The 13,660-nt window shown below is 66.7% G+C and carries 11 protein-coding genes and 1 pseudogene; 7 read left to right on the forward strand and 5 right to left on the reverse strand.

Annotated elements, in window-relative coordinates; all coding sequences use genetic code 11:
• Positions 1–12: 12 nt before the first annotated feature.
• The gene (locus OG496_RS31265; RefSeq protein WP_405976747.1) at positions 13–540 is read left to right on the forward strand and encodes a glycosyltransferase family 4 protein; all 528 of its coding nucleotides are present in this window, start codon (positions 13–15) and stop codon (positions 538–540) included.
• 200 nt (positions 541–740) lie between these two features.
• Positions 741–3,197, forward strand: coding sequence for a hypothetical protein (locus tag OG496_RS31270; protein ID WP_405973286.1), 2,457 nt, complete (start codon positions 741–743; stop codon positions 3,195–3,197).
• Between the two features lie 1,031 nt (positions 3,198–4,228).
• On the opposite strand, the gene OG496_RS31275 is transcribed toward OG496_RS31270, so the two are convergent.
• From OG496_RS31275 to OG496_RS31290, 4 genes are all read right to left on the reverse strand, one after another.
• The gene (locus OG496_RS31275; RefSeq protein WP_405973287.1) at positions 4,229–4,390 is read right to left on the reverse strand and encodes a hypothetical protein; all 162 of its coding nucleotides are present in this window, start codon (positions 4,388–4,390) and stop codon (positions 4,229–4,231) included.
• 47 nt (positions 4,391–4,437) lie between these two features.
• Positions 4,438–4,860, reverse strand: a complete 423-nt coding sequence (locus OG496_RS31280) for a hypothetical protein (protein ID WP_405973288.1) — start codon at positions 4,858–4,860, stop codon at positions 4,438–4,440.
• Entirely contained in the window at positions 4,857–6,740 is a 1,884-nt protein-coding gene (locus tag OG496_RS31285) for a hypothetical protein (RefSeq protein WP_405973289.1), read from the reverse strand. Before OG496_RS31285 ends, OG496_RS31280 begins: the two co-directional genes overlap by 4 nt.
• Before the next feature lie 524 nt (positions 6,741–7,264).
• Positions 7,265–8,509: an IS110 family transposase gene (locus OG496_RS31290; RefSeq protein ID WP_405969281.1), complete on the reverse strand. Its 1,245-nt coding sequence runs from the start codon at positions 8,507–8,509 to the stop codon at positions 7,265–7,267.
• A 332-nt stretch (positions 8,510–8,841) separates the two neighbouring features.
• Here OG496_RS31290 and OG496_RS31295 point away from each other — a divergent pair.
• From OG496_RS31295 to OG496_RS31305, 3 genes and pseudogenes are all read left to right on the forward strand, one after another.
• Positions 8,842–8,949: pseudogene (locus OG496_RS31295) on the forward strand (DUF4244 domain-containing protein); the annotation flags it as partial.
• Entirely contained in the window at positions 8,936–9,313 is a 378-nt protein-coding gene (locus OG496_RS31300; protein ID WP_366499354.1) for a TadE family type IV pilus minor pilin, read from the forward strand. The pseudogene OG496_RS31295 and the gene OG496_RS31300, both read left to right, overlap by 14 nt.
• A gap of 71 nt (positions 9,314–9,384) precedes the next feature.
• Positions 9,385–9,837, forward strand: coding sequence for an Rv3654c family TadE-like protein (locus tag OG496_RS31305; protein ID WP_405973290.1), 453 nt, complete (start codon positions 9,385–9,387; stop codon positions 9,835–9,837).
• Between the two features lie 48 nt (positions 9,838–9,885).
• Here the strand turns inward: OG496_RS31305 and OG496_RS31310 are convergent, their stop codons facing one another.
• Positions 9,886–12,396, reverse strand: a complete 2,511-nt coding sequence (locus tag OG496_RS31310) for a DEAD/DEAH box helicase (RefSeq protein WP_405973291.1) — start codon at positions 12,394–12,396, stop codon at positions 9,886–9,888.
• 80 nt (positions 12,397–12,476) lie between these two features.
• Here OG496_RS31310 and bldG point away from each other — a divergent pair, with 80 nt between their 5' ends.
• Positions 12,477–12,818: an anti-sigma factor antagonist BldG gene (gene bldG / locus OG496_RS31315; RefSeq protein WP_003975386.1), complete on the forward strand. Its 342-nt coding sequence runs from the start codon at positions 12,477–12,479 to the stop codon at positions 12,816–12,818.
• Positions 12,819–12,936: 118 nt separating this feature from the next.
• Complete coding sequence (locus OG496_RS31320; protein WP_399393876.1) at positions 12,937–13,374, forward strand: ATP-binding protein; 438 nt, start codon at positions 12,937–12,939, stop codon at positions 13,372–13,374.
• The last annotated feature ends 286 nt before the right edge of the window (positions 13,375–13,660 follow it).

The raw sequence follows: 13,660 nt of genomic DNA on the forward strand, positions 1-13,660 counted from the left end.
GTTGTGCTCTTCGTGGGGCGAGTTGCGGCGGAGAAGAATGTCCAGTTGCTTGTTGATTCGTTCCGGCTGCTTCGGCGTCAGGTACCCGCAGTTCGGTTGGTCCTGGTGGGGCAGGTGTATCACCGACGGTGGCTGCGTCGGCTGCTCGGGCAGATGGCTGGCGTGGTCGTGACCGGTCAGCAGCCTCCGGAGGTTGTCGCCGAGGCGTTCGCGGGGGCCGAGATCTTGGCGCTCCCGTCCCTCACGGACGTCCAGGCTCTGGTGCAACAAGAGGCAGCCCTGGCCGGGGTTCCGACCGTACTCACCGATGTTGGTCTGCATACATACGGACCACTTGGTGGGGCGACCGTACTGGCGGCTCCCGAGCCCGTCGCCTACGCTGCGGCACTGCGTGGACTGCTCTGCGATCCAGAGCGAGCCCGGGTCATAGGGATTGCTGCCCGCAATCGTGCGTTGGAGCACACTCCGGAGCGGTTTGCCGCCCAGGTGCGCGATGTATACGCACTGGCCGCTGCTCAGCGGTTCAGCAGGAGCGCTTGATGTGCGCCTGGTCAAGGTCATCCATTCACAACGGGAGCCTCGTTGCGCTCGTAGCCGCCCTTGTGAGCATCGGCATCGAGATGTGACCAGCACCATCACTGGATCAACCGAACTTCGAAATAGCCCTGGGGTGTGTGCCCTGTCTGGAGTCCTGGTGCATCTTCCGCAGAGCTCGGTGTAGCACGAATCAAATGTGATCCATGGCAGCGGCCGACCTTACCCTGGAGGGCAACGCTGAAATCGCTCATCATCTCAGCTGCCACAGTTCCGGGCAAGAGATCTTCGAAAAATCTCCTACGCTGTCCGATTTTCGGCTATCATCAGGAAGAAGTTTCGACCAGCTTGAATTCGCGACCTCGTCAGCGTTTTCCAGCCCGGCGGCGTCGAGAGCGGCACGCGACTCTGGATGGAGAAGGAGTATGCCTCTTACCGCCGATTCCACTTCATTGAATCCGAGGAAATGGGCCTTATTTGCTGCGGGTGCCGTGTTCTGCTCAGGATTCGGCGCACTTGCTGTTCTCTATCACTTCAATGCGGGAGATAATGATCTCTCCGGCCTCTATACTTTTCGCTCGGCGACCATCGGCGACGGATTACTTCTACCCCTACTTGCTTACTCTCTCGTCCGATCTGTGAGTCCGCCTCGAGAGTGGAACAAAAGTGAACTCCGCATCATATTTGGCGCCGGATCACTGGCTGCACTCGGTGGCGCAGTTCTGCAACTTCAGTGGCTGCTGAACACGCGGCCCCGGCTGAACTGGACGTTGCCGGCGCCGCATGTATTCAATCTGCCCGGCTGGTATCACGCCATGTTTCTTATCATCTGCTGCGGCTCTTTTTTCGGACTCGCGGTGGCGGTGTGGCTTCGAGCGCGCAGGGAGCCACAGTTCGCATCACTGTGGCTCCTATCGGTCTCTTCTCTGGGAATCCTTATACCGATACTTGGTTTCTCGGCCCTGCTGGCTGAGGATAACTCGGACTCTCTTTTTCCCCAGCCAGCAATCACCGTTCTCGTCTCGGCGGTGTTGCTCGCGTTCGCCCTTCGCTGGGCGCTCGGTTCTGGCGCCACGCAAAGGTGCTCAGTAGTTGTCGCGGCCAGCGCTGTCCCAGCGGTAGCTTTGGCCGCGCTCTTTCCACCGAGACCGAGCCTTGAGGTGACTTCAGCCCTTCCGGCGCTCTCAGCCGCCCTCGTGGGCGCCTTCTGTTCAGCCGGGCTCCGAGGAAGATTCGACATTACTCGGATCACTCTATGTATATTGCCGGCCATCTGCGCGGCTGGCCCCGTCTACGCTGCATCGAGTGTGCGACACGGCACGGTCCTCGGCCTGGCTGTCGGAGGTATAACGGGCCTCGCCCTTGCCGTAACGGAGCTATTCCTGTTGCGGTCGTTGCTCTTCGACACGGCCGAGCCTCGAAGGTCCGTCGTACTCGCGGCCCTATGCGGAGCGCCTCTGTTGGCCCTCGGGCTTGCGGGACGCTACTTCGCGCAGAACCCTACGGCCGCGGAACGCTATTCCACATTCACTGGTGTGGCCGCAGCGATCCTCATCCTGCTGCTGCCGGCGCGAGCCGTCAGACTCAGGTTCGATCTTGTTATCAAAGCCGAGCAGGGCGAGGGACCAACGGGGGTGCTGTCAGTCCTCAAATGGCAGGCGTATCTGACAATATCCACCTTGTACTCAGCTGCGGCTCTGTCTTGCGTTGTCTTCTTTATGGGCACAACACCAACGGAGAATTGGAATGGCGGAATCTCCCGGTCCTACACCTCGCTGATGCTTCTCGGGGCCGCCCTCGTGATTATGATCACATTCCTGCGATGCATCCGCTTGATTTCACGACCGACCGTGCGTACGGCTCTCGCGGCGTTGACCTGTGCAGGATGGTCCACCATTATGTTCCTGCTTCTTTTGGCAGGTTTTGGCGGGTGGAAGCAACTGATCCTTTCGGCAGCCATCGCTACCATTGTCGGACTGTTCGTCGCTGAAGGCGTTATCAGCAACATTGGATATCTGCACAACCTTCCCATTGGCTGTGGCGTGTCTCTCACTGCAATATCGGCCGGTCTCACCAGTGCTCTGACAAGTGCTTGGATGAGTGGTCCAGCAATACAATCTACGGTTGGCCTTCAACGGGTCGGATTCAGCCTGTGGGCCCTGGCGCTTGGCGCGGCTGCTTGCATCCTGCTGCCGTTCTTCTCCGCTAGCGTACTGCCGGGTTCTTCCCCAGTTAAGCAATATGTGATTGCCAAGCCGCTAGCCGGAGTCCTTCAGGATAGCTTCCTGGCCACGTTACTCGGCGTCAGTATCTCATGGATGGCCAACTTCCTTATGGCACACGAACCCGGGGGTGACGCAGTCGGGGCAATCGTTACCTATCTCGCGCTCCTTTCTGCCGCCTACATTTATGTGATGAAGAATAACATCGGGCATGTTTCCCGTGAGCGAAAAAGAATGACGGATCGTGCCACGATTAATGGTCGGAAACTCTCGAACGAGGAGAAGCAGGCCATTGAAGGGCTGGCAAAGCATGTAGGTCGACAGAACAAGCTAGCGGCGATGGTAATTTTCCCTATAGCGCTCCTCGCTGTCGTCACAGAGATTTCCGGGTTCGATCGAGAGGGCTTCCGGCAATTGTGGCGCGTGAGTGGCGACCAGTGAGAGTTTTCCATCCCCTCAGGTCTCCCTCGCGATTTTTCGTTGGCTCAGCGTGCCGGACCCCTACAGACCGCGAAACTGCCTCAACTCCAACCAGCAATGCGAGTCCAAGACCAGGGCCGGATACCGCAGTCCTCGCGCATCGCGGGGATCGGCGACCAGAATCAGGAAACGCCGCAGGTCAGCGACATCGCTTGAGGTGAGGGGATCAGTCGGGGAGTCGAGTTTCCCCGGTGCGGAAGGGATGGGCGATGATGTTCGGGCAGGCACGGTCTCGCTCAGTTCTCATGGGTCTCGACAACCACATGATCACCAGTACCGTGCCTGTTCTGCTCTCCCGGGCCCCTTGCCGCACAACGGACATGACGCCACGTCACTCACGAGACCGACAAACCGGACTAATCCCAATCACGCAATGCCCCTGGCGCCAGCCCCTCGCCGGAGCCACTCGCTGCGGACGGCGGCACACCGGTCCCGGCGGCGTGAAGGCGGACGGTGCACTCCCGTGCGGAGCTACCCGAGGGTGCGGAAGACGGGGACGCGTGCGTGCTGGAGCAGCCGGTCCTCGTGCTGGGCATGGGGTACGCGTCCGCTCCGTCGAACCGCCTGCCGGGCGCTGCCCGTCCTCACCGTGCTGGCGGGACGGGCACGGAGAGAGCCCTGCTCCCCGACGATGCCGGCATGCCCGCCTGGTCCTGGGCTCCGGCCCCTCCGGCGTCAGCGGTCACCGCGTGACAGTCCGCCGGGATTCCCGGGCTCCGGGCACGGTCTGGCGGTGATCAGCAACGCAGGAACCGGCCACCGATGACGCGGGGAAATCATGTTCCAGAACAGTCGTGAAGCTCCTGGACGCCGGGCTTGCGTCGCCACCCCGGGCGGACACCTGCCCCAGCCCTCTTCCGGGATCCGCGCCGCCGGCTGGTCACGGACCGCCGACTGCCGATACCGACCGCACAGCGGCCCGCCCCGGCGGCCTCCCTGCGCCGCCCTGACTGTTGTCGCCCCTTGCGCACAGCGAGGAGCGTCATGGCATGTCAGATGATATCGCCCATGCCTGAAGCGGCTGCCCGGACGGCGGCCGGCCCCGGCCAGAGTTGCACGTCGAGGGCGTCCTCGATGCGGGTGAGGGTGCCGATGTCCGGCAGGACCTCCCCGTTGAGGACACGGGCGACGGTGGAGTGGGCGACATGGGACACCGCGGCGAGACCCCGCAGGGGGCCTTCACCGTCTCGTCTTGGTCCTATTACCGAGCGGTTCTGCGCGGGGCAGGTCGTCGGGGCCCGCCGATAGTGGGGAGCCGCTTGGTGTCGAGCGGCCGCAGAACCGCTCCGATCCGACCCTCGATCCTGCGCACGAGGTCCTCCTTGGTGTCCGCTACCAGCGGGACCACCATCAGGCGGGTCCACTGTGCGGCGCGTCCGGACAGTACGTGTTCCTGGACGCGGTCACCGGCCGATCCGTCGCGGATCGCGCTTCCGGTGTAGCGGATGACGTTCTCGAAGTCGGCGGCGATGTAGACGCCCGTCGAGAATTCACTCCAAGCCCCACCTTCTGTGATCTGCAGGATCGTCGAGGCGACGGGGAGGCGTCGCAGCAGTGCGGATCCGGCAAGATCGCATGCTGTGTTGTAGTTCTCTTGGGTGAGCGTGCACGTGAAACGCTTCATCGGGCGTCACCGCTCCCGTCCAGGTCGGCCCGCATCCGGTCGGCTCGGCGGCGTGCGCCTCGCCATTCCGAGACAAGGTCAGTGATCTCGACGAGCGTGTTCCGCACGTTTGAGTTGTCGTACCCCATCGTGTCCACCAGCGCCACGCCGTCCTTGCCGGTCACGTCGCCGACCTCCTGGGCCGCCGCGAGCAGGTCGTCAAGGCGTCCTTGGAACTCCTTGAGCGCCGCCGCGAATCGGTCCTCTGGGCTGTCGTGCGTGATGCCTTCCTCGTCGGAAAGGTCGGCGAGTTCGCGAAGTCGCACGGGGGTGAGGGCGTCGGCGCCCGCGATTCGCTTGTCCTCCGGCATAGTGCCCTTGGCCAACTCCTGCGGGTCCCGTCCAGCCCGGCCGTCCAGAACGATCTGGCACAGCTGCCGCAGGCCGACGTCGGTCTTGGCCAACTGCCGCATGATCTGCTGGGGCTCGGTGTTGCTGCCGCGGCCGCCGAACTCGGAACGGGTCAGCAGCTGGGTACGGCCTCCGACCAGGTGGTAGCTAGCCAGCGCGGAGAGTTCGGCGATGGCCGGGCCGGCGGCGTCTCCGGCCTGTACGAGTTCGCGGAGCGCTTCGGGCAGCAGGTCGAGCGGGCCGCTGCAGGTCAGCTCGACGCCGCGCAGCACCGACCAGCGCCAGGCCCGGTCGAGCGATGAGCGCAGGGCGGTGAGCCGCTTGTCCGCGGGGAAGCCCCGCAGGGCCACCTCGGCGGCCAGCTGGGTGCGCTCCTCCAGCTTGGGCTTCGCGCCGGTGAGGTCGACGATCGCCTCGTTGACCGCGCGGGCCTGGCGCTTGTTTGGGTGAGGGTTGAGTGCCCCGCAGGCCAGGACGGCGACCTGGTCGGCGAGAAGGCCGTGCTCGCGGTCCGAGCCATCGAGAATGTCACGGACCTCTTCCGCGGTCATCCCGCTGGGAACGGGGAGCAGACCGCGTTCATAGAGGTTGTCCACCGCAGCGTTCGCCTTGGCGTTCAGCGTCGTCGCAGTGGAGAAATTCATGGGGGGCGCCATGTGCAGGTGCGCCACGAAACGCCGACGAGCCCGGTCGAACCCTCGCGGGGCCGAGAAGCCGATGATCACCCGGGCGTTGGGCATGATCGAGCAGCGGACCTTGCGGGCCTGCTCGTCCGTGACCATGTCGCTTCCAGCCCACTCAACAAGGTCTCGGAGCAGGTTGGTCGCGCGACGGCCGCCGGGACGCAGGTTCCACGCAACGTCCTTGAACGTGATGCCGAGGCCATTGTGGCTGGCCACGATACGGCCGAAGCCATCCGTGGACTCCAGCCTGGTCACGGCGCCCACGTCCGTGGTCACCCGGAGGGCGCTCAGCCATCCCGGAGTCTCGATACCGCGGTCGAGGATGGAGCCGACGTGCGGGTTGTTGTCCACCATGTCGGTGATCCGCGGGGCCATCGCATCGATCAGCTTGTCGGCCGAGTCCATCTCGAAGGTGAGCAGCGCCTCCCCTTCGACGGCCCCAAAGCGGGGCATACCGATCGTGCCGCGAGCGTGCTCGTCCTCGAACCGGATGTTGTCGGGCGACGGCAGAACGCGCCAGGTCACGACATCGAACTCGATGTACGTGAACTCCTCGGAGCCGAAACGCTGCACCTTCGGCGAGCGCAGGGCCCGGCGAAGCTGCTGCTGGTCGGCAGCGGCAGCGGTCAGCGTCTCGGCCAGCTCAAGGCTCAGCCCGGCCGCGATACCGGCGGCGACGCTTTTGTCGATCACTGCCTGCGAGGCTGGTGGCCGCAGATGTGCGCCAATGCGTCGGTGATCAACGATGTCCGACTCGGTGGAGAAGGGGAGCTGCGGCGCGGCGGCCGCCGCGGGTACGTGGGACACGGGGGTCTTCCTAAGTCTCTCGACCTGCTCACCGATTTGGTCAACAGAGGGCGAGGGCTTGGACCTGACTCGGCACCGTGCCCCCACCTGCCCTCCCGGCCGGGCGGCCGTCCAGGGTTGTGGCGCGCACCGCCCAACTCACAGTTTCTTCAGGACACTCGCCGATCAATGACGGGTGGAGCCTTGGTAGGTCCGGGCCACTTTCAGAGCAACGGACTTACTGAACACGTGAACTGACGATGATGCAGCTAGCCAAGGAAGGTAGCACAACGGTGCGTCAGGCGAGCCGATGCCACAGCCTGCGGCAGGTCCACGGCCGCGCGGGCCCTGCGGCGAGCGGGCCGGCAGCCCGTTGACCCTATGTGAGCTGCCGACCGGCAGCCGTGAGGCACGTACGACATGCCTCACGTGCCAGAATGCCTGCTCTGCTGTCTGACGCGTAAATAGCAGCAGGTCAGGGTGGGTGTGGGCAGGGCTGGGTGCCCGGTGGCCGTAAAAGGTCGCTGGGTGTCCGGGACTGCCGGTCAGACTGCGGTCTCCCGCGGGTTGAGGGTGACGGTGTATCCGAGCTGGTTGAGTGCGGTGATCGCGCGGCGGGTGGCCCGTTCGGGATCACGTTGGGTGAAGTAGGTGCCGCCGAGTTCCTGGTAGCCGACGTGATCGCTCAGCATGTGCCAGATCGCGGTGATGATCGAGTGCTCGACGGCGACCAGTGCCCTGAGCGGGCCGCGGCGTGCGGTCAGCCGCTTGTAACGGGCGGCGAGGTAGGTTTCCTTGGTTCTCACCGCGCCGAACGCGGCGAGGCCGAGAGCGCCTTTGAGATATGGATTTCCGGGGCGGACCTTCGTGTTCTTGGTGCGGCCGGCCGACTCGTGGTGGCCGGGGCAGACCCCGGCCCAGGAAGCGAGGTGTTTGGCGGAGGCGAACCGGCTCATGTCGCCGCCGGTCTCCGCGATGATCACTTCGGCGACGGCCTGGTTGATGCCGGGGATGGTGTCGAGCAGGTCGAGGGCGCCGCGAAAGGGGGCCATCGCCTCTTCGATGCGTTCGCTGAGCTGGTCGATCATCGTGGTGAGCTGGTCGTACTGGTCCAGGTGGAGGCGGGTCAGGAACGCGTGGTGTTCGCGGAAGCGTCCGGTCAGGGCCTCGGTGAGTTCAGGGATCTTGTTGCGGAGCCTGCGTTTGGCCAGGTCCGCGAGGGTCTGGGGGTCGCCTTCGCCGCGGATGAGGGCTTCGAGCATGGCCCGGCCGGAGACGCCCATGATGTCGGAGGCGACCGCGGACAGTTTGATGCCGGTGTCCTCCAGCAGTTTCTCCAGCCGCTGGACCACACGGCTTCGTTCACGGGTGGCGGTGGTCCGGGCCCGGGTCAGGTCCCGCAACTCGCGCACCGGCTGAGGCGGGACGAAGGAGGGCCTGACCAGTCCGTGGGCGCCGAGCTGGGCCAGCCAGGCCGCGTCCGAGACGTCCGTCTTGCGGCCTGGCAGGTTCTTGACCTGCCGGGCGTTGACCAGGATCACGTTCAGGCCCTCGGACAGCACGTAGTGGAACGGCTTCCAGTAGTCCGAGGTCGCCTCGATCACCACCAGCGTCACCCGTGCGGCGAGCAGATGGTCCCGCAGATCCAGGACCGCGTTCGTCGTCGATCCCCACGTCGTGGTCTCGGTCGTGAAGGACCCCCGCCGCTTCGGACTCGGGGTGCGGATGCAGACCTTGGCGTCCTTCTTGCTGATGTCGAGGCCGGCGCAGCGTTCGTGCAGCACGTCCACGGTCTTGCTCCCTCCCTCGCCGGACGGACCCGTATGCCGTTCCGGGAGGGCCAAGGTGAATCAGGAATTCTGACGCACGTGCTCACAGCAACACTCCACGGTTCCCGTGGACGGCCCCCAGTACCACGCTGACCTGCGAGCTCACCGGCATCACAGAAGCACCGGTTTCGGCCGGAACGAACCCCTCCAGCGTCCCGGACCGACATCGGCCCACGTCAGGGCAGACAGAAGCATCTCCGGCGCGCGCCACGGGATTTACCACGCCCCCGGCGCGCACCGAAGGTGCGCTGAGTCGCTGACCTGTGCACTCATCTTGACAACCCTAGATAACCATCGCGGCGGTGGCGTTCGCCGTGGTGCTTTACAAGGTGGTGACCAGCGGGGCGGTCAGCGCGGAGCTGCAGAGCATCGTGAAGCGGGCCCTCGATGCGAAGGTGTGAACGGCGGGGCGGGGACGAGGGGTTCGTGACGGCGGAGGCGGCCGTGGTGCTGCCCGTGCTGGTGATGTTCGCGATGGCGCTGGTGTGGGGGCTGTTGGTGGTGGCCGCGCAGATCCAGTGCGTGGACGCGGCCCGCTCGGGCGCCCGCGCTGCGGCGCGGCAGGACCCCGCCGACGCGGTCGTCCAGGTGGTCCGGGACACAGCCCCGCGCGGCGCGAAGGTCACCGTGGCCCGGGAGGGCGACCAGGTCCACGTCGTCGTGGTCGCGAAACCACCGGTGTTGAGCGGGCTGCCCTTCGAAGTGCGGGAGGAGGCCGTGGCGTTGGCGGAGGAGACGGTGGGCGAGGGGAGGGCGGGGCCGTGAGGTGTCGTATGCGGGCCCTACGGGATGTGATTCCGGCCCTGGGGCGTGTGATTCCGGTTCTGGGACGGCATATGAGATCCCGTCACTCGGACCGAGGGGCCGCCACCGTGTGGAGCCTCGGGGCGATGGCCGTGATGTGTGTCGTGTTCGGGGTCGTGCTGGCCCTGGGGCAGGCCGTCGTGGCCCGGCACCGTGCGGCCGGCGGTGCGGATCTCGCGGCGCTCGCGGCGGCCGACCACTGGGCGGAGGGCGGTACGGGGGCCTGCGCCCGGGCGGAGCGGGTGGCGCGGGCGCAGGGGACCCGCATCGTGCGGTGCGCGGTCGTGGGTGAGACGTCGGACGTGACGGCGTCGGCGGGCCGGGGGCCGTTCGCGGCGGAGGTCAGGTCACGGGCGGGGCCTGCGGGACCGGTACCGCCACCGGCGTCCGCACCGGCCCCTGCGTCACCGGCGCCTGCCCCTCCACCGGGCCCCGCGCCACCGGCGCCCGCGCCTCCAGCGGCGCCGGCCTCACCGGCACCCTGAGCCGCAGCCGCAGTCCACCGACGCCGTAGCCGGTCCGCAGCCCGCCCGTCAGACCCCGCCCACCTTCTCCCCGGGCACCCCTCCCACACCCCCCGGCGTCTCTCGCGCATCCTCCGGAGCTCCCCGCAGCAGCTCCGTCAGCAACCGAACGGCTCCCCGTTTGTGCAACGGATCGTTCCCGTTGCCGCACTTGGGGGACTGGATGCAGGACGGGCAGCCGGCGTCGCATTCGCAGGAGGCGATGGCCTGGAGGGTGGCGGTGAGCCAGGCGTGGGCGGTGTGGAAGGCGCGTTCCGCGAAGCCCGCGCCGCCCGGGTGGCCGTCGTAGACGAAGACCGTGGGGAGCAGGGTGTCGGGGTGCAGGGGGACGGACACGCCGCCGATGTCCCAGCGGTCGCAGGTGGCGAAGAGGGGGAGCATGCCGATCGAGGCGTGTTCGGCGGCGTGGAGGGCGCCGCCGAGGATCTCGGGGTTGATGCGGGCGGCGTCCAGCTGGTCTTCCGTGACCGTCCACCAGACGGCGCGGGTGCGGAGGGTGCGAGGGGGGAGGTCGAGTTTTGATTCGCCCAGGACTTCGCCGGTGATGACACGTCTGCGGAGGAAGGAGACGACCTGGTTGGTGACTTCGACGGAGCCGTAGCACAACCGGCCCTGGCCCCACGGGATTTCGACGTCCGTCTCCAGGACGGAGATCGCCGTGGTGTCGCGGGCGACCGTCGAATAGGGCGGGTTGGCCTCCTCGACCAGGGCCACCGAGTCCTCCAGGTCCAGGGAACGCACCAGGTACGTGCGGCCCTGGTGGAGGTGGACCGCGCCCTCGTGGACGGTCGCGTGGGAGGCGGCCTCGTCGACCGTGCCCAGGAGGCGGCCCGTGCCGTTCTCGACGATCTGGACCGGGTTTCCGCCCCCGCCGCGGATGTCGGTGAGGTCGGCGGCCCGTTCGCGGCGCGTCCAGTGCCAGGCCTTCGCCCGGCGGCGGAGCAGTTTCGCGGCCTCCAGCTGCGGCAGCAGGTCCGCCGTCGCCGGGCCGAAGAGGTCCAAGTCCTCTTCGGTGAGCGGCAGTTCGGCTGCCGCCGCGCACAGGTGCGGGGCCAGGACGTACGGGTTGTCCGGGTCCAGGACCGTGGATTCCACCGGCTGGTCGAACAGGGCTTCCGGGTGGTGGACGAGGAACGTGTCCAGGGGGTCGTCGCGGGCCACCAGGATGGCCAGCGCTCCCCGGCCGGAGCGTCCGGCGCGGCCCGCCTGTTGCCACAGGGAGGCGCGGGTGCCCGGGTAGCCGGCGATCAGGACGGCGTCCAACCCGGAGACGTCGATGCCGAGTTCGAGGGCGGTGGTGGCGGCGAGGCCGAGCAACTCGCCGGAGTGGAGGGCGCGTTCGAGGGCGCGGCGCTCCTCGGGGAGGTAGCCGCCGCGGTAGGCGGCGACCCGGCGGGCCAGCGAGCGGTCGACCTCGGCGAGGCGTTCCTGGGCGATCAGCGCGATCAGCTCGGCGCCGCGCCGGGACCGTACGAAGGCCACCGAGCGGACGCCCTGGACGGCGAGGTCGGTGAGGAGGTCGGCCGTCTCGGCGGTGGCCGTACGGCGGACGGGTGCGCCCTTCTCGCCGTGGAGTTCGGTGAGCGGGGGCTCCCAGAGGGCGAACACCAGTTCACCGCGGGGCGAGGCGTCGTCGGCGACCTCGACCACCGGGAGGCCGGTGAGGCGGCCGGCGGCGACCGAGGGCTCGGCCGCGGTGGCGGAGGCGAGGAGGAAGACGGGGGAGGAGCCGTAGCGGGCGCAGAGGCGGCGCAGGCGGCGCAGTACCTGGGCGACGTGGGAGCCGAAGACGCCCCGGTAGGTGTGACATTCGTCGATGACGACGTACTTCAGGGACTTCAGGAAGGAGGACCAGCGCGGGTGCGAGGGCAATATGCCGCGGTGGAGCATGTCGGGGTTGGTCAGCACGTAGTTGGCGTACTGGCGGACCCACTCGCGCTCCTCGAACGGAGTGTCGCCGTCGTACACGGCCGGGCGAACGGCATTGCCCAGCGGTTGTGAAAGTTCCTTCACGGAGCGGAGCTGGTCCGCTGCCAGGGCTTTTGTGGGCGCCAGGTAGAGCGCGGTGGTGCCGCGGCCGTTCGGCGCCTCGGAGCCGTCGAGGAGCGCGGAGAGGACCGGTACCAGATAAGCCAGCGACTTGCCCGAGGCGGTGCCTGTGGCAACGATCACTGACTCGCCGTCGAGGGCGTGCTCGGCGGCCTGTGCCTGGTGGGCCCAGGGGTGTTCGACACCGGCTTCCTGGACGGTGGCGATCACCTCGGCGCGAATCCGGTCAGGCCAGACGGCATGGCGGCCCTCGCGCGGGGGCAAGTGCTCCGTATGAGTGATGCGCGAAGCCCGGCTCGGTCCCGACGCCAGCCGGTCCAGAACCGTGCTCGGCGAGAGGCCGGACACGGGGTCCGCCGAGGGTCGATCGGTTCGCTGATTCTTGGCCATCGGCACCGAGTGTGTCACTGGCGTGACGGACAATGGAGCCAAGGCGTCGTGCACGCCCTGCGGTAAGTGATTGAATGCCATCGCGGCTGGCGAACCGTCCTGGGGGCTCTGCCGAGGTGTCCCATGGGATGACCGCTCGATAGCAAGGTGCTGGAGGATCCGTGGACCTGTCCCTGTCGACCCGTACCGTCGGCGATCGTACGGTCGTCGAGGTCGGTGGCGAAATCGACGTATATACCGCGCCCAAGTTGCGCGAACAGCTGGTCGAGCTGGTGAACGACGGGAGTTTCCACCTCGTCGTGGACATGGAGGGAGTCGACTTCCTCGACTCCACCGGGCTCGGTGTGCTGGTCGGCGGCCTGAAGCGGGTGCGTGCCCACGAGGGCTCGCTGCGCCTGGTCTGCAACCAGGAGCGCATTCTGAAGATCTTCCGTATCACCGGCCTCACCAAGGTGTTCCCGATTCACACCTCGGTCGAGGAAGCGGTGGCGGCCACCGACTGACCGACCGTTCCGGGAGCGGTGTGTGACCGCTCCCCGATCGGCCGTATAGACGACCGGTGGACCGGGCTTTCGGCGGCCCGGCCCTCCGACAGCACGCCCGTAGTCCCGAGGGGGATGCATGGCCACCGTTGAACTCCGCTTCAGCGCGCTGCCCGAGCACGTCAGGACCGCCCGACTGGTGGCGGCAGCGGTGGCGCGCAGGGCCGGAGTGGACGAGGCCGTACTCGACGAGGTCAGACTCGCCGTAGGTGAGGCCTGCACCCGTGCCGTCGGGCTGCACCAGAGCAGTGGGATCACCGCCCCGGTGAAGGTGCTGCTGATCGAGGAGGAGAAGCAGTTCTCCATCGAGGTCGGCGACGAGGCACCACGTTCGGCTCCCGGCGACAAGGCGCCCGGGTCCCTGGGCGACGATCCGGACGCGGAGACCGAGGAGGACGAGATGGGCCTCGCTGTCATCAGCGGGCTCGTCGACGACGTCGAGGTCACCGCGGGGGAGCACGGTGGAACGATCCGTATGACCTGGCCGACGACACCGCCGGCCACGACGCTTTCCTGAAGAAACGCCGCACACCACAGCCGAAGGGCCCTGCTCAGCAGGGCCCTTCGGCATGTCCGGGCGAGTTCCGCGACGGTGCGACGACAGGGTTTCCCCGGCGCGAAAGAATTCGTGAATCAATTCACGATCAATGATTTGATCAATGCCTGATCACTGCCCCGATGATTTGATCAAGCGCCAATGCTTTTAAGGCATTACTATGCGAAGGCCAATTCCGTTTGCCGCACTCTGTTTTGATCAGGTTCCGGTACCTACAATCCGTCCACATCTTGAGCTCAGCACAGGC

This window comes from Streptomyces sp. NBC_00988 (genome assembly GCF_045162645.1).
In the GTDB taxonomy this organism is placed as follows: domain Bacteria; phylum Actinomycetota; class Actinomycetes; order Streptomycetales; family Streptomycetaceae; genus Streptomyces.